Annotated in this window: 13 protein-coding genes and 1 pseudogene; 3 read left to right on the top strand and 11 right to left on the bottom strand. The window is 45.4% G+C overall.

The window, feature by feature from the left end:
- Window positions 1-28: 28 nt before the first annotated feature.
- A complete protein-coding gene (locus tag QZL69_RS03600) occupies window positions 29-643 on the bottom strand; it encodes an ATP-binding protein (RefSeq protein WP_022213857.1) in 615 nt (204 codons plus the stop codon).
- A 237-nt stretch (window positions 644-880) separates the two neighbouring features.
- Between QZL69_RS03600 and QZL69_RS03595 the strand changes: the two genes are divergently transcribed.
- Together QZL69_RS03595 and QZL69_RS03590 are read left to right on the top strand one after the other, a co-directional pair.
- Window positions 881-1,555, top strand: coding sequence for a Crp/Fnr family transcriptional regulator (locus QZL69_RS03595; RefSeq protein ID WP_022213856.1), 675 nt, complete (start codon window positions 881-883; stop codon window positions 1,553-1,555).
- A gap of 2 nt (window positions 1,556-1,557) precedes the next feature.
- Window positions 1,558-2,745 (top strand): M20 family metallopeptidase, encoded by a 1,188-nt coding sequence (locus tag QZL69_RS03590; RefSeq protein ID WP_022213855.1) that lies wholly within the window; start codon window positions 1,558-1,560, stop codon window positions 2,743-2,745.
- 5 nt (window positions 2,746-2,750) lie between these two features.
- Here the strand turns inward: QZL69_RS03590 and QZL69_RS03585 are convergent, their stop codons facing one another.
- The 7 genes from QZL69_RS03585 to QZL69_RS03555 all read right to left on the bottom strand — a co-directional run bounded on the left by QZL69_RS03585 (window position 2,751) and on the right by QZL69_RS03555 (window position 10,950).
- Window positions 2,751-4,484, bottom strand: a complete 1,734-nt coding sequence (locus QZL69_RS03585; protein WP_022213854.1) for an ABC transporter ATP-binding protein — start codon at window positions 4,482-4,484, stop codon at window positions 2,751-2,753.
- Between the two features lies 1 nt (window position 4,485).
- Window positions 4,486-6,243 carry an ABC transporter ATP-binding protein gene (locus QZL69_RS03580; protein WP_022213853.1) on the bottom strand — a complete coding sequence of 586 codons (1,758 nt, stop codon included), beginning with the start codon at window positions 6,241-6,243 and terminating at the stop codon, window positions 4,486-4,488.
- A 152-nt stretch (window positions 6,244-6,395) separates the two neighbouring features.
- Window positions 6,396-7,025, bottom strand: coding sequence for a TetR/AcrR family transcriptional regulator (locus QZL69_RS03575; RefSeq protein ID WP_022213852.1), 630 nt, complete (start codon window positions 7,023-7,025; stop codon window positions 6,396-6,398).
- Between the two features lie 128 nt (window positions 7,026-7,153).
- Window positions 7,154-8,272: an ATP-binding protein gene (locus QZL69_RS03570; protein WP_022213851.1), complete on the bottom strand. Its 1,119-nt coding sequence runs from the start codon at window positions 8,270-8,272 to the stop codon at window positions 7,154-7,156.
- Complete coding sequence (locus QZL69_RS03565) at window positions 8,262-9,494, bottom strand: signal transduction histidine kinase (protein ID WP_022213850.1); 1,233 nt, start codon at window positions 9,492-9,494, stop codon at window positions 8,262-8,264. The genes QZL69_RS03570 and QZL69_RS03565 overlap by 11 nt, the downstream gene beginning before the upstream one ends.
- Window positions 9,466-10,260 carry a substrate-binding periplasmic protein gene (locus QZL69_RS03560; RefSeq protein WP_022213849.1) on the bottom strand — a complete coding sequence of 265 codons (795 nt, stop codon included), beginning with the start codon at window positions 10,258-10,260 and terminating at the stop codon, window positions 9,466-9,468. Before QZL69_RS03560 ends, QZL69_RS03565 begins: the two co-directional genes overlap by 29 nt.
- Before the next feature lie 54 nt (window positions 10,261-10,314).
- Window positions 10,315-10,950 carry a Crp/Fnr family transcriptional regulator gene (locus tag QZL69_RS03555; RefSeq protein ID WP_022213848.1) on the bottom strand — a complete coding sequence of 212 codons (636 nt, stop codon included), beginning with the start codon at window positions 10,948-10,950 and terminating at the stop codon, window positions 10,315-10,317.
- Between the two features lie 179 nt (window positions 10,951-11,129).
- Between QZL69_RS03555 and QZL69_RS03550 the strand changes: the two genes are divergently transcribed.
- Complete coding sequence (locus tag QZL69_RS03550) at window positions 11,130-12,920, top strand: flavin reductase (RefSeq protein ID WP_022213847.1); 1,791 nt, start codon at window positions 11,130-11,132, stop codon at window positions 12,918-12,920.
- 623 nt (window positions 12,921-13,543) lie between these two features.
- On the opposite strand, the gene QZL69_RS03545 is transcribed toward QZL69_RS03550, so the two are convergent.
- The 3 genes and pseudogenes from QZL69_RS03545 to QZL69_RS03535 all read right to left on the bottom strand — a co-directional run bounded on the left by QZL69_RS03545 (window position 13,544) and on the right by QZL69_RS03535 (window position 15,957).
- Window positions 13,544-13,951, bottom strand: a complete 408-nt coding sequence (locus QZL69_RS03545) for a phosphonoacetaldehyde hydrolase (RefSeq protein WP_022213846.1) — start codon at window positions 13,949-13,951, stop codon at window positions 13,544-13,546.
- Window positions 13,952-13,972: 21 nt separating this feature from the next.
- A pseudogene (locus QZL69_RS03540) lies at window positions 13,973-15,062 on the bottom strand (2-aminoethylphosphonate--pyruvate transaminase).
- Between the two features lie 28 nt (window positions 15,063-15,090).
- The gene (locus tag QZL69_RS03535) at window positions 15,091-15,957 is read right to left on the bottom strand and encodes an SIR2 family NAD-dependent protein deacylase (RefSeq protein WP_022213844.1); all 867 of its coding nucleotides are present in this window, start codon (window positions 15,955-15,957) and stop codon (window positions 15,091-15,093) included.
- Window positions 15,958-16,072 lie beyond the last annotated feature (115 nt).

Here is a 16,072-nt window from a genome sequence, read left to right as displayed (position 1 = left end):
GTTCCTTCTTATTTTTATGAATAAAAAATCAGTCGAGGATCTTTCCATCCACGGAGATGGTGGTTACCTGCCATGGGATGAATTTGCCACTGTTCTGGAGGGCTTTTTTGGCTGCCATTTCCAGACCACCGCAGCATGGAACTTCCATGCGGACAATGGTTACGCTGGCGATATTGTTGTTTCGGATGATCTCTTCAAGTTTTTCACTGTAGTCTGCGGCATCCAGCTTCGGACAGCCTACCAGGACGATCCTGCCTTTGATAAAATCTTCGTGGAAGTTTGCGTAGGCGTAAGCGGTGCAGTCTGCCGCGATCAGGAGTTTCGCGCCGTCGAAATACGGTGCATTTGTCGGAACAAGTTTGATCTGTACCGGCCACTGCTGGAGCTGGGATTGTGATTTTGTAGCTTTTTTCTGGTTCGCGAGAACGGCTGCTTCGTCATACGCCGCTGCTTCTCTCTCCACAAATGTGATCGCGCCGGTCGGACATGCCGGGAGGCAGTCGCCCAGGCCGTCACAGTAGTCATCGCGAAGGAGCTTCGCCTTTCCGTCAACCATGCCAATCGCGCTCTCATGGCAAGCCGCCGCACACGCTCCGCATCCGTTGCATTTTTCTTCATCTATCTGAATGATCCTTCTGATCATAAAAAAATTCCTCCTCATTTTGTCTGTATCTCTGACTCGGTATCGCAGGTGTTCTCACCTGTTGAGTACAGGATACTGGAATGAGGAGGAAAATTCCGTGGTTATGACAACGGAATTAAAAATATCTACAACTTTTCTGCAGAACTCATGGATTAAAATGTTTTGCAGAATCATTCCTTGACCTGTTGCCAGAATATGCTTACAATTAAAACAAATAAATTTCAGGAGTGACTGTTTATGGATTTCTCTCTCATCTCCCAGACTTCTTTATTTCGCGGATATACGCCTTCCGAAACAGAGGAGCTCTTACGTGGGCTTCGGGCTTCTACCCGGAGGTTTGTTCGGGATTCGGCGGTTTATACTGCCGGGAAACCGGTGTCGAATATTGGGATCGTGCTGTCTGGTACTGCCCAGATCGAGAATAATGATATCTGGGGAAATACCAGTATCCTGGGGCTGGTCAAACCCGGAGAAGTTTTTGCCGAGGCTTATGCCTGTGTGCCTGGAGAGCCGATGATGGTGGACGTGATCGCCACGGAAGATACGGAAATTTTGTTTGTAAATGTCCCGGAAATCTTCCGTCTTGCCTCCAGCGGAAAGGGAAATTACACACGCCTGATCCAGAATCTTGTCATCATCAGTGCCCGCAAAAACCTCACTCTCTCCCGCCGGATCCTGCACACCTCATCCAAAAAGATCCGTGGAAGACTGTTCTCTTATCTCTCCTATCAGGCAGAACTTCAGGGCAGTAACTGCATCGAAATCCCACTCAATCGTCAGCAGCTTGCCGACTATCTGAGCCTCGACCGGAGTGCTCTTTCCAAGGAACTTAGCAGGATGAAAAGCGATGGTCTGATTGATTATCATAAGAATATTTTTACCTTGCACCATACTTTTACGAAAGGATTTTGACTATGAATTTTAAAGATATGGCAGAACAAAATGAGACCTGGATCATTGAACAGCGCCGCTATTTTCATGCACATCCAGAGCTTTCTTTTGAAGAAAAAAATACGACTCAGGCGATTGGAAAACGCCTGGAAGAAATGGGTCTTACACCACATTTTTACCCGGATTACAACGGTCTCTGGGCAATGATCGAGGGTGGAAAAAGTACACCTGACAGTAAGACGGTCGCGCTCCGTGCAGATATCGATGCCCTTCCCATCGAAGAACACACAGCCCTGCCTTTCTGCAGCCAGAATCCAGGTGTCATGCATGCCTGCGGACATGACTGCCATATCGCAATGCTCCTTGGCGGGATTCGCATGCTGATGTCCCAAAAGGAGAACTTAAAAGGCAATATAAAGATCATTTTTCAGGCTGCGGAAGAGTCCTGTCACGGTGCAGAATACTATGTAAAACATGGTTTTCTGGACGATGTAGATGCCATTTACGGGACACATATCTGGGGCGATCTCGATGCGCCTTATATGAATTTTGAGACTGGTCCGCGCATGGCAAGCTGCGATAATTTCCGCATTGAAGTAGAAGGGATTTCTGCTCACGGCTCTACTCCACATCAGGGGGTTGATGCGATCCTGACTGCGGCCCATATCATCACAGAGATCCAGGCTATCGTCTCCCGCATGAACGACCCACTGAATCCGCTTGTCGTCACCGTCGGCAAGATCACCGGCGGCCAGCGTTTTAACATCCTCGCTGACAAAGTTATTATGGAGGGAACCACCCGCACCCACTCCCCGGAAATGCGTAAAAAAACAGAGCCTCTGCTCCGCAAAATCGTCGAAAACACAGCCGATTCTATGGGAGCAAAGGCCACTCTTACCTTTGAATATTTTCCAGCTCCGATCATCAATGACCACGAAGATCTCGTCCAGATCGCAAGAAACGCCGCCACCAAAATGTACGGTTCGGACGCTCTGAAACCCTTCCCGAAGATGATGATCAGCGAAGATTTCGCCTACTTTATGGAGAAAGTTCCCGCCGTTTTCGGTCTCGTCGGAAGCCAGAATAAAGAACTTGGTTTCACCGCAAAAAACCACAACGACCATTACACTGTGGATGAATCCGTCCTCAAACGCGGAGCCGCAATGTACGCACAGTTCGCGTATGATTTTCTGGAAGAAAAATCAAAATAAATTTTCTATAATTTCCACCCTGCGGCCTGCATCTGTGTCTCCATCATATGCTGATAGATTCCATTCTTCCTGGAAAGTTCTGCCGGGCTGCCCTGCTCGGCTACGACGCCGTCCTTGAGGACTACGATCTTGTCAGAGTCCGCGACGGTTCGCATTCTGTGTGCGATGATCATGACTGTTTTGTTCCGGATCAGGCGGGACAGTGACTCCTGGATCATTGTTTCATTATCTACATCAAGAGATGCCGTCGCTTCATCCAGAAGAATGATCGGTGCATCTTTGAGGAAGGCTCTGGCAATGGATATCCTCTGCCTCTCACCACCGGAAAGTTCGGATCCATTTTCACCGATCATGGTGTTCCATCCATCCGGAAGTTTCTCCGCAAATTTATCGCAGTGAGCCAGTTTTGCCGCCGCAATGACTTCTTCATCTGTGGCATCCTGGCGGCCGATACGGATGTTTTCCATGATCGTATTATTGAACAGTGTAACATCCTGGAATACAATTGAATACAGTGACATCAGCGTTTCCGGATTGATCTTTCCGATATCCATACTGCCAACTTTAATGCTTCCTTTGTTGATATCCCAGAAGCGGGATGCCAGTCTGGAAACAGTTGTTTTACCACCGCCGGATGGTCCGATCAGTGCTGTTACTTCACCCTGCTTTGCGGTAAAAGTAACATCCTTTAAGACATCTTCTCTGTCATTATACGCAAATCCAACATTGGTAAATTCAATATCATATCCCTGATTTGTAAGTTTCTCACTTCCTGTCTGAATATCATGAGACAGGATCTCATCCATACGTTTGCACTGGACATCTGCAGATATGATCGCAGCAAGATTCTGCAGAGAAATCTGCAGCGGATCATATAATCTGGATACAAGAAGCAGAAACATGAAGAACGTCAGCACATCGATCTTTCCCTCTGCCAGAAGGACACTTCCCACTAACGCAGTCGTTGCAATACCGAATTTGAGGATCATCTGTGCACTTGCCACGAACACTGCCGTTGTCAGTTCCGTCACGATCGCATGCTTTTCAACAGCTCTGATCTTGCTGTCCAGGCCTTTGATGTATTCTGCCAGCGCGTTGTTTGCGCGAAGATCACGGACTGTCTCCAGGCATTCCTGAATACCGTCCGCGCATGCCATTTTGAGATCCATCTGACGGCCTGCTGCACGTTTCTGTACGTTGCCGGAACACCCTACGATCAGGAAAGATACCGGCAGTACCCACAGTGCTGCGATCGCCATTCTCCAGTCAAAAAAGAACAGGCTAACAGCTACCAGGGCAGTCGAAATACACGCTCCAACCAGCTCCGGGATCCAGTGTGAAGAAGCAGTTTCCAGCGTCGCACAGTCCGCCATGATCGTACTTGTCAGGTCAGAAAGATCCTTCTTTCCGAAGAATGAAAGCGGGATCTTGCGGAGTTTTTCTGCCAGTGTGATACGGCGCACACCGCTCTCTACATAAGTACTTAAGAAGGTCGCATTATACTGGATATAAGTTGTAACTCCGATCAGGGCCAGGCAGATCAGACAGCCTGCCGCGAACAGGATTCCCTTGCCTTCCAGTGTTCCTTCCATGTAATTTTTGACAAGCAGATACAGCATTCCAACTGGAAACATCAGCACAATATTGGATATCGTTGCGCTTATAAACGCATGGATCATATCCTTCGCGCCCTGCTCGGAGAGGGCATATTTATGCTGTAATTTTTCTTTAAATGTCATATCAAGCACCTACCTTCCAGCAGACAGACTGATTGTATGCCTCCCACATATGGGCATAAATTCCGCCGTTTGCGACGAGATCTTTGTGTGTTCCCATCTCTCTGATCTCTCCGTCTTTGAGGACACAGATCCGATCTGCATCTACAACAGATGACAGTCTGTGTGCGATCATGATAACGGTTTTTCCCTCAGATAGTCTGGAAAAAGCCGCCTGCACTTTTGCTTCGTTATCCGGGTCTGCAAATGCAGTTGCCTCATCCAGGATCAGGATCGGAGCAGCTTTAAGCATTGCTCTCGCGATGGAAAGTCTCTGCGCTTCTCCGCCGGAAACATAGGTTCCTTTGCTCCCGATTACAGTATCGATCCCGTTCGGCATTTTTGCAATAATGTCCTCGCACTGTGCATCTTTCAGTGCCTGAAGGACTTCCTCTCTTGTTGCATCTTTTTTGCCCATACGCACGTTGTCGTAGATGGACATTTTGAGAAGTTTACTGTCCTGAAAAACGAAGGAAACTTTTTCCATAAGTTTCTCTGACGGGATGTCACGCACATCCACGCCGCCGATACGGACAGTTCCTTCTGTCGTGTCAAAAAACCTTGCGGCAAGGCTTGCCAGAGTTGTTTTGCCGCCTCCGGATGGTCCGACAAACGCCACATGTTCTCCGTCTTTTATCTGAAGACTGATCTGATGCAGAGCATCCTTGGATGCGTTTTCGTAACGGAAGGAAACATTCTCAAATGTAACAGAACTGTCCTCCACTGCCCTGCCGTCTTTTGTTTCCGGAAGAGGCTGGCGGTCCAGGATCCCATCGATTCTTTCCAGGGCATCCGCAACAATCATCTGGTTTTCACTTGCGAACATGATCTTGTTCAGAGTTACCGTGATGATCGGTGTGATAATGATATAAAACAGCAGGTTCAGAAGGTATGCATCACTCGCCGTAAAGAAAAACGCAGTCGCGATCAGCACGGAAAATACCGCATTGATGATGGTCGTATAAAGTACCATCGGCATACGCAGATCTTTGGTGTAAGAGATCGTCCATTTCTCATAATTCTTGATGGAAGTCTGAAAACGTTTGAACGAAAATACAGACTGTCCGAATGTCTTTACAACCGGGATTCCTCTGACATATTCCACTGCTTCACTGGACATTTCCTCAAGCGCATTCTGATATTCTTTCATCTTCTGCTGCATCTTTTCACCGGTCATGGAGCCCATGATCAGGAATGCTGCAACAACCGGGACCAGACTCAGAAGCCCCAGCCTCCAGTCAAAAACGAGAAGCAGGACAAGAAGTCCGACTGGTGTCGCATAAGCCCCTGTCTGGTCCGGAAGCTGATGTGCCAGATAAGTTTCAGTCGCTGCACTGGATTCATTGACGATCTTGCGGATCTTACCGCTTCCCTCGCTGTCCATGAATCCCATCGGCAGAGTCACGATATGATGCATCATCTGAGAACGCATTTCTGCCTGTACGTGAAACGCTGCAACATGCGAACACATCAGTGACCCTACGTAGATAATCATGGACAGAAGCGCAAATCCGACTGCCGCCCATCCATAACCTTTGAGATTCTGTGCCTGGCTGTAATCCGGTGCCACCGCCAGAACTTCCTTTATGATCCTCCAGATATAATAAAACGGTACCAGTGCGATCCATGCGCTGACTGCCGAGAGTATCCAGGAGAGAACCGTCAGATACTTGTAGTTTCCTGCATACTCAAAAAGTCGTGATAATGAACTTTTTTTCTTCATAATATCCTCCCTTCCAAAGTTCGAAAACCGCTTTATTATTACATAACACTTACCGCGATTATACAGTACTGACTTTTATTAGTATTATCTAACCAGTAGTTTTTAGAAAAGACTGCCCTTCTGCCGCTGCAAAAAGCAGTCTTCTTTACTGATCATCTGTTTTCATCAAAATTCATGATCGCGTTCCAGCCTCCGTAATGATATTTCTCCAGCATCTTCACATAATCCTCTGCCTTTTCTCTCGGCATCTTGTGACGGACAACCTCAAAGGCACTCTCAAAAAGAGCGGTCGTCATGATGTGAATGAATTCCTCCGGAATCTCCTTCGCACCTTCGTTCTGGAACTGGATCACCTGCATGAATTTGTAGGTATATTCCGTCTCGATCTCTACGAGATGCTCTACAAAATTCTGGAATTTCGTTCCATAAGAGGCATCCAGCAGGAGCTGAAACTCTTCAAAATGATCATACATACAGTCTAGCATTTTTTCCATTCCTGAGGTCACATATGCATCCATCAAACCTGCCTGTTTCTCCTCATCCACTGCATGAAACTCCTCCTGTGTACGAAGAAAAATGTCCGTAAATTCATCTGCTGCCGGCTGTACGATCGCACTGAACAGACCTTCCTTCCCGCCGAATCTGGAATAGATAGATCCGGTTGTAACGTCTGCCTTTGCCGCGATCGTCCGAAGAGAGGCATCGGAATAGCCCTTCTCCAGAAATTCTTCCCTGGCACATGCCAGGATTTTCTCTGAAACTCCTTCTACTGGTTTTGTCATCTGCTCCTCCGTAACAGTGTTATGTAACACTGTTATAAATATAATTCTGATTGTTTCTCCTGTCAAGTACCCTGTGTAAAATAACCGCCGAAAATTATAATAATCTCCGACGGTCATCTCAAAATTTCTTACTTTTTGTGCGAAATACATTCACTTATCGTCTTTACGATCTCCCGCGGATCCAGCGGTTTTGCAAGATGTCTGTCCATTCCTGCCTCGCGGCTCCGTTTGCGGTCCTCATCGAATGCATTGGCGGTCATCGCTATGATCGGAATTTCTCTGGCATCCTTTCGATCCATTTCCCTGATCGTCCTGGTTGCACTCAATCCGTCCATGACTGGCATCATTACATCCATAAGGATGATATCGAAAGTACCCTCATCTGAATTCTGGAAAATGTCAACAGCCTCCTGACCATTCCATGCTTTCGTTATCACAGCTCCCTCGCTTTCCAGGATAAACTCTGCAATCTCCATATTCAGCGCATTATCCTCTGCAAGAAGGATCCGTATTCCCTTGATCGACTTCCTTTGCGTCTTCAGCTCCGGCTCCCTGGAATCGCTTTCCGTCAATGGGTCTACCCTAAGAGTCAGAGTGATGGTAAAAGTACTTCCTTTTCCTTCCTCGCTCACAACGCTGATCTGTCCGTTCATCTTTTCTACGAGTTTCTGAACAATTGAAAGTCCCAGTCCGCTTCCGCCAAAAGTCGTGCGGGCACCATTTTCTTCCTGGGAAAACGGCTCAAACATATGCTCCTGAAATTCTTTACTCATGCCCTTGCCGGTATCAGCACATACAAACTCAAACGTAGCATTCGCTCCGTCAAAAGCAGTCTCCTGATAAGCCAGTCTGATCGAACCATTTTCACGGTTATATTTGACTGCATTTCCTGCAATATTCATCAGGATCTGTCTTAAATGTACCGGACTTCCGATCACCTGACGATGGATTTCCTCGTGCCGTTCATAAATGAAATCAAGACCATGTCCCATCGCCTGAACTTCAATCATTGAAACAACTTCATCCAGCAGGTCCAACAGATCAAACGGGACTTCCTCCAGTTCGATCTTTCCAGATTCCATCTTGCTCATATCAAGCACATCATTTACAAGTTCAAACAAAAATGACGATGCACCACGGATCTTTTCTCTGCATTCCGCCTGTTTTTCCATATCTTCCGGAAAGTGATCTCCGATGTTCAGCATGCCCATAATTCCATTGATCGGCGTGCGGATATCATGGCTCATCCTGCGCAGTAAAAATTACTGATTCAATCTCTCCATTAGGAATGATCCTTTTAGGCAGAACATTCAGCATAAACCACGTACCGCCTCTGTCCTTAAATGTATAATTGAGTGCTTCTTTTCCCCGGAGTCTGTCAGAAATTGTGGACAGTTCTGTAACTTCCCGCATTCCTTCCTGATAATCTTTGCCGACAAAATATTCTGTGACTGCATCTACGATCTCTGATGCAGTTTTGAAATTTTTTGCAACTTTTGAAACGATCTCCGGTGCACGAATGATCTCAAATTTATTCTTTTTCAGATCCACCACATAGTTTGTCATATAAATTTTGCTGATCGCATTAATGATATTATGCTGATATTCCAGGTCATCTCGTCTTCGTTTTTCGCCTCTTCTACGTATTTCAAGAAGTATAAACCAGAATGCCAGATAGAGACATACTGCATATGTCATGACCATACCACGCTCGGCAAAAACCTCATTTTTTGGAAAGAAAACATAGATATAATACTGTCCACAGTTGGTGTGCCTTCCATAGTATATATTTCCATTTTCCTCTACACAGACCAGACTTTCCGGAATCCAGGCAGAGTTGAACATCATGATCCGAGGGCAGTCTGAAATCTTTTTTCCCTGCATCGTTTCATCATTGGAACTGATCACAGTTTCCCCATCTGTGAGTGCCACGATCCCATTTCGCTCCACTTTGTAGCCGGTAAGGATCGTCTCTATGCTGACTTCGTCTTCCTGCTCTGCCTTCTTTGAAGCATTTTCATAACACACAACGATTTTGTCTGCATCACCATCTGACATTGCTGTGTAGTAATAAGTCTCTTCCTCATCCGTTACGATCTGATCAGTCAGAACTCTGTTTTTATAGGAAAATACATTCTGGAGATTCTGATTACGAAATGCATTTTTCCAGAGACTTGTCGGGATTTTTTCTGTACAGATATTCTGGATGATCTCAAGGTCTTTATCAACAAGCAGGATTCCTGTCAGACGCTGCTCTTCCAGATATTCCTGAAATTGTTCCTCGTCCATGTCTTCCTTCTGCATACATCGTTTCAGTTCCGTCGTCTTCTCTATAAGATCTGTCTGTATCCGCACTTTACTGTTTGTAAGAATATTATCATAACGGATACACTGTTCTTTCATGAACTTGATGATCCCCTCGATCTCACTGTTCTGCCCCCTACGAAGCATTTTCCACTGAAGTTTCATACTTCTCCAGAATCCTGTCAATGGTTCCGTCCAGCTTCATTTCATTCAAAGTTTCATTCAGTTTATCGACCAGTTCCGGGTCTGTATCTTTTGAAAAAGCCACTGCCAGCTTGGAAGTTTCCAGGCTTTCATCAAGAATACGGAACCTGCCCGGATAGTCCTTCATATAAGTCTCAAGATACAGCTTGTCACCCGCAACAGCATCCACATACCCCTGCCGCAACGCTGTCAGGCATTCCTTCATCAGCTGAAAACTATATATATTCCGGGGATAAATCTCGGGTGAGATATCCAGCTGCAGAAGAATATCTTCTGCACGTGTATTAACCAGAGTTGCTATGTTTTTGTCATTGAGATCATCCAGACTGTTGATGGAACTATCCTCATTTACGATGACAGACTCCTGACTGTACATATATGGTTCGGACCAGAGGTAACTGTCTTCTCTTCCGTTCAGAGAATGGGAATCCCAAATACAGTCTATGATCTGTTCATCAAGATAAGCTTCTTTTTCCGTCCACTTCATGATAACATAAACCGGCTCATATCCCATCCGATGGCAGGCTTCCTCTGCAAGATCCGCATCAATTCCTACCAGATTTCCGTTTTCGTCAAAGTAATTATATGGCTTATATTCATCACAGCCTATCATAAGATCTGTAAGAGTTTCTGTGCTCTCATCTGATGCCAGAATACTCTGTATATTCCCTGTCAGCATCACAGCTCCGAGAAACAACGGGCATAGTTTTTTAATAAAATTTCTCATTTCTTTCCTCATTTTATATACTATTTTCAGTATACTCTTCCTCTTCTGCCTGTGTCAAATCATATGGATCTGCTTTCCATTTTTCTCTATGATTCCTTCGGCTTCGAGGTTCTTAAGTTCTCTCGTCATGGCACTGCGGTCGACACTTAAATACTGTGCCAGTGCGGTATAGGACATAGGAAGTGTGAGGTCTTTGCTGTGTTTTTCTGCGGAAAGTGTATTGAGATAGGTTATCAGTTTCTTACGTGTACTGGATCTGGAAAGCATGTAGATCCGCTCATTCTGCTGCCGGGACTGGATCGCGGTAAGCTGCAACAGATTGCTGACCATCTGGCTGTGATGGTGGCATGCCTGGTCGCAGCGTTTGATCACATGCTCGTAGTCGATAAATATGATCCTGGTCTCCTGTGCCGCACGGACATAATAATGCTGTGAATCCGTCGGAAGCAAAAACGGCTCGCCAAAAACGGCATCTTTATTGAGTTCATCGATCATGTACTCATTTCCCTCGGTGTCACAGCAGTAAAGTATCGCCCTGCCATAGAGGATCAGACCGATCTTTTTCATGGAGTTTGAATATTCCATGATGGTTTCTCCGTTTCGGAACGTCATTTCCCTTGCATGAAAACAGACACGCATTCTTTCCTGTTCTTCGGGCAGAATATCTGTAAAAAGTGTGATGTGCTCCATTTTTCCCCTCATCTCTTTCCATTGTTTTTCCATTATTATAACATAATTTTTCTCAATTAAGAGCATTTTTGTGACTTTTGCAACAGAATTCTCTTCTGTATTCTGTTATACTTTTAACAAAGTCAAGGATACAAAAAACGTTTTACATAAAACTCATAACAAATTGGAGGGTACGAAATATGAAGATCACAGATACTATCAGATACGCAGGTGTAAATGACCATCAGGTTGACCTTTTTGAAGGACAGTATAAGGTTCCGAACGGAATGTCCTACAACTCTTACGTGATCCTGGATGACAAGATCGCGGTTATGGATACCGTAGATGCCAACTTTACACATGAATGGCTCGACAATATCCAGCAGATCCTCGACGGACGCAGACCGGATTACCTGATCGTTCAGCATATGGAACCGGACCATGCAGCAAACGTGGCAAACTTCCTCAAAGTTTATCCGGACACCACAGTTGTTTCCAACAAAAAAGCATTCAACATGATCCAGAACTTCTTTGATCTCGACCTCGAGGGACGCAAGATCGAAGTAGAAAACGGCGGTACACTTTCTCTTGGATTCCATCAGCTTACTTTTGTCTTTGCTCCGATGGTACACTGGCCGGAAGTTATGGTGACTTATGACAGCACAGAAAAAGTTCTGTTTTCCGCAGACGGTTTCGGCAAATTCGGTGCGCTCGATGTAGAGGAGCCATGGGATGACGAAGCAAGACGTTACTTCATCGGTATCGTAGGAAAATACGGAAAACAGGTTCAGGCGCTTCTCAAAGTTGCTGCAACACTTGATATCCAGAAGATCTGTCCGCTTCATGGTCCTGTACTCACTGAAGATCTTGGCCATTATATCGGACTCTATGACACCTGGTCCTCCTACACACCGGAGACAGACGGAATCGTGATCGCCTATACTTCCGTATATGGTCACACCAGAGACGCTGTATATCTCCTTGCAGAAAAACTCAAATCCAAAGGATGTCCGCGGGTTCTCGTCTATGACCTTGCAAGAGACGATATGTCCCAGGCTCTCAGCGACGCTTTCCGTTATTCCAAACTGGTCCTTGCAACCACCACTTACAATGCGAGCATCTATCCGTTCATGAATGACTTTATCACCAGACTGGTAGAGCATAATTTCCAGAACCGCACGGTAGGAATCATCGAAAACGGCTCCTGGGCTCCTCTGGCAGCCAAAGTCATGAAAGAAATGATGGCTCCGTGCAAAAAGATCGACTGGTTAAAGAACAACGTCCACATCTGGTCCGCTGTAAAAGAAGAAAACAGAAAAGAGATCGAGGCAATGACCGATGAACTCTGCAAAGAATATATCGCCAAGAACGATACTCTCGCAAACAAAAATGATATGTCTGCACTTTTCCGTATCGGATACGGTCTCTATGTTGTGACTTCCAACGATGGAAAACGTGACAACGGACTGATCGTAAACACTGTTACCCAGCTGACCGATAACCCGTACCGTGTAGCAGTCAACATCAACAAAGCCAACTACTCTCACCATGTGATCCAGCAGACTGGTGTCCTGAATGTAAACTGTCTGTCCGTCGAAGCACCGTTCTCTGTTTTTGAAAGATTCGGTTTCCAGTCCGGCAGAACTGCTGACAAATTCGCAGGCCAGAAAGTCAACCGTTCCGGCAACGGACTTGTATTCCTGGACAAATACATCAACGCATTCATGTCCCTCAAGGTAGAGCAATATGTTGACCTCGGAACCCATGGCATGTTCATCTGCAGTGTCACCGAAGCCCGTGTCATGAGCGACCAGGAGACCATGACCTACACCTACTACCAGAACAACGTCAAACCAAAACCGCAGACCGAAGGAAAGAAAGGCTTTGTCTGCAAAGTCTGCGGCTACATCTACGAAGGCGACGAACTCCCGGAAGACATCATCTGCCCGCTGTGCAAACACGGCGCTGTAGATTTCGAGCCGATCCAGTAAAAAACCTCCAATTCAGATCATTGTGATCTGCTAAACCATTCAATCCATAAATAAAACCGCTGCCAGAAACAGATAGGAACATCTGCCTGGCGGCGGTTTTGCTTTATTTTGCTATCCTTTAATGACCTTGGAAAAAGTAATGGCAAATTAGACCATCCAAATTTCAGGCTATAAATGACTAGCAAACAGATAAGTACAAATAAAGTCCACCAAAATCTCGGAATTAATTGGCTTAAACTATAGCAAATACATAACAAGTCAATAAAATTACTCTAAACTGGTTGGTTCAAATTATAGTAAGTTCATATCAAGCCAATAAAACTCTTGAAATCGGGGCTGCTGCCGCAAAAATGATCTCTCATCTTTGCAGCAACAACCCCTTTATGTGAATGAATATTCGAAAATAAGTATGAAGGCATTATTATAAAAATAGATTTATGATCATCAATTCTATGACTCCCACTCCTGCCATAACCATGGAAACAGCCGTTTTGCATTTCAGCTGATCTTTCATTTCTGTCAGGCCAAACATTCCATTCGCCACCATATACTGACAGAAACTGCTTCCGGAATGGAGTTCCGCTGACAATATCCCGGAAGATGTTTTATAGGATAGGAAAATCTCACAATAATTTCGTCAGTTCCTTCATATTCAGGATCACTTCATCCGCGCCTGCATCGATGAATTTTTCTTTCACGGACTGGATCTTTAATGCTTCCATATTTTTGAAGATCATATATGAGTACGGACGTCCCACATTTCCTGTGGAATCCGGGCTGAACCATGCATCCGGCTCGTATCCGTTTTCCTTTGCTTTGGCGGTCACGATCGCCATCATCTTGTCGGTATAACCGGTTGTGGAACCGATCTTGATATCTTTCTTTCTCAGTTCCTCTATCGTTTCCAGAACATATGGCTTTACTTCTGCAAACTGATCGAGGATTCCCAGAAGTTTCTCCTCAAACAGAGAGTAAAGTTTTTCTACGTCATCTTCTGCCCAGTCAAAAATTACTGCTTTATATGTACTCATTTTGCTTTTCCTCACTTATTTTTATCTGTTCTGTTCCAGAAACTCTTTGATAAGTTCTGAAACTTTCAGGATGTCTTCTTTGTAGATTTCTCCGATGTTTCCGATCCGGAAAGTGTCTGCCTCTGTTACTTTTCCAGAGTAGATCGCATAGCCGCGTTCTTTGATATACTGATACATATCTGCAAAGGAAAAGCTTGCATTTTCCGGATAGAAGAAGGTTGTGATGATCGGTCCCTGATGCTCCTCGTCGATGTATGGACGGATGCCAAGTTCCTTCATTTTCTCGATCAGAAGACGGTTATTTTCCACATATCTCTGATGTCTTGCAGGGATTCCTCTCTCTGCTTCCATCTCCTTTAATGCCTGATAAAATGCAAGAACTACATGTGTCGGAGAAGTAAATCTCCATTTGCCATCCTTGTTCATAGTCTCCCACTGGTCATAGAGGTCAAGAGAAAGGCTTCTTGCTTTGCCTTTGGATTCGATCAGTTTCTGTTTGTTTGCAATGATGAAGGAAAATCCCGGTACGCCCTGGATGCATTTGTTTGCACTGCTGATGATAAAGTCGATTCCCCATTCTCCGACCGGGATATCCACACCACCGAAACTGCTCATTGCATCTACGATCATAGTACGTCCATTTTCTTTGACTACTTTTGCGACAGACTCAATATCATTCAGGATTCCAGAGGTTGTCTCACTGTGAACCATGGATACATGTGTGATGGCAGGATCGTTCTTCAGGATCTCATTTACCTTGCCTGCATCCGGCACTCTGTCGTATTTTTCATGGTAGATCGTATAGTCGATCCCGGCATGTTTTACGATATCCTCCATACGTTCTCCGTATGCTCCCTTTGCACAGATCAGGAGTTTCTCGTCTGCTCCGATCACGCTGGTAAGTACAGATTCCACACCAAAAGTACCGCTTCCCTGCATCAGAATGGCAGTGTATTCATCCTCAGATACATGTGCAAGTTCCAGCAGTTTTTTTCTGATCTCCTGAGTGATACTTTGTAATCATCATCCCAGGTGCAGTGGTCAAACAGCATTTCTTTACCGTATCGGTAGTTGTCAGTGGTCCAGGTGTCAGTAATTTATAATTTTTCATGATGGTTTTTTCCTCTTTTCAGTTATTTTTAAATCCTCTCCAGCACCTCCCCAATATCAGAATTGATGCAGATCGCCTGGCTGCGGATCTCGTTTGGGCATTCGGCCTGGCCGTAGTTCAGGCAGGCGTAAGTGTTCTGATGGTTCTTAAGCGTCATCTGCCAGAACGAGTATTTGATGATCCCTGGCGTGTTATATCCAACGCCTAATTCCAGATAAAGTGTCTTTAATCCGTCGCGTGTACGAAGGAAATTGGAGTACCGCTCTGCTGCCTGATGCCAGCCTTCGTCCTGCACAAAGGTATTGTCAGCCCGAAGATTCATCGTCATCGGCTTTCCACAGTACGGGCAGTGTGGGACGAGTTCTGTTGGAACCCTCATATCTTTCTGCTGCTGTACCATCTCACAGACGAGCTCTTCATTATCATAAGTTTCCTGACAGCACGGCTCGCTGCACTGAAAAAGTCCATAGTCCCCCTGTGTATAAAACAGTCGTTTCTTATCAAATCCTGCCTTCTGGAAACAGTGATCTACATTCGTTGTCAGCACAAAATAGTCCTTGTCCCGCACCAGTTCCAGCAGCTTCTCATACACCGGTTTCGGTGCATCCATGTAACGGTTGATATAGATATAACGGCTCCAGTACGCCCAGTATTCTTCCAGCGTCTCATACGGATAAAAACCGCCGGAATACATATCCGAGAAATCATATTTCGCCGCAAAATCTGAGAAATGTGCCCGGAATCTTTCTCCTGCATACGTAAATCCTGCCGATGTCGATAGTCCCGCACCGGCACCGATCACAACTGCATCAGCCTCCTCAAGCGCTGTCCGAAGTCGCCCGATCTCCTTCTCATAATGTTCCTCTGTCATTCTGTTCCTGGTCTTTGAAAACATCGCAGACACCTCTCTTATCTATTTATTTCGTAAAAAAACAGCCTGTATCATCAGACTGTTTTTATTTTTTCTATATTCTATAAATGAGCAAGTTCGTGATTTTGCATAAAAGAAA

The organism is Blautia sp. CAG:237 (assembly GCF_000436615.1).
Classification (GTDB): Bacteria; Bacillota; Clostridia; order Lachnospirales; family Lachnospiraceae; genus Blautia_A; species Blautia_A intestinihominis.
This window is presented reverse-complemented; position numbering and strand designations above follow the sequence as displayed.

What these genes read in the sequence shown, in the direction of transcription:
- QZL69_RS03600 (WP_022213857.1), bottom strand. Translation starts at nt 643, where the DNA reads ATGATCAGAAGGATCATTCAGATAGATGAAGAAAAATGCAACGGATGC.
- QZL69_RS03595 (WP_022213856.1), top strand. Translation starts at nt 881, where the DNA reads ATGGATTTCTCTCTCATCTCCCAGACTTCTTTATTTCGCGGATATACG.
- QZL69_RS03590 (WP_022213855.1), top strand. Translation starts at nt 1,558, where the DNA reads ATGAATTTTAAAGATATGGCAGAACAAAATGAGACCTGGATCATTGAA.
- QZL69_RS03585 (WP_022213854.1), bottom strand. Translation starts at nt 4,484, where the DNA reads ATGACATTTAAAGAAAAATTACAGCATAAATATGCCCTCTCCGAGCAG.
- QZL69_RS03580 (WP_022213853.1), bottom strand. Translation starts at nt 6,243, where the DNA reads ATGAAGAAAAAAAGTTCATTATCACGACTTTTTGAGTATGCAGGAAAC.
- QZL69_RS03575 (WP_022213852.1), bottom strand. Translation starts at nt 7,025, where the DNA reads ATGACAAAACCAGTAGAAGGAGTTTCAGAGAAAATCCTGGCATGTGCC.
- QZL69_RS03570 (WP_022213851.1), bottom strand. Translation starts at nt 8,272, where the DNA reads ATGAGCCATGATATCCGCACGCCGATCAATGGAATTATGGGCATGCTG.
- QZL69_RS03565 (WP_022213850.1), bottom strand. Translation starts at nt 9,494, where the DNA reads ATGAAACTTCAGTGGAAAATGCTTCGTAGGGGGCAGAACAGTGAGATC.
- QZL69_RS03560 (WP_022213849.1), bottom strand. Translation starts at nt 10,260, where the DNA reads ATGAGAAATTTTATTAAAAAACTATGCCCGTTGTTTCTCGGAGCTGTG.
- QZL69_RS03555 (WP_022213848.1), bottom strand. Translation starts at nt 10,950, where the DNA reads ATGGAGCACATCACACTTTTTACAGATATTCTGCCCGAAGAACAGGAA.
- QZL69_RS03550 (WP_022213847.1), top strand. Translation starts at nt 11,130, where the DNA reads ATGAAGATCACAGATACTATCAGATACGCAGGTGTAAATGACCATCAG.
- QZL69_RS03545 (WP_022213846.1), bottom strand. Translation starts at nt 13,951, where the DNA reads ATGAGTACATATAAAGCAGTAATTTTTGACTGGGCAGAAGATGACGTA.
- QZL69_RS03535 (WP_022213844.1), bottom strand. Translation starts at nt 15,957, where the DNA reads ATGTTTTCAAAGACCAGGAACAGAATGACAGAGGAACATTATGAGAAG.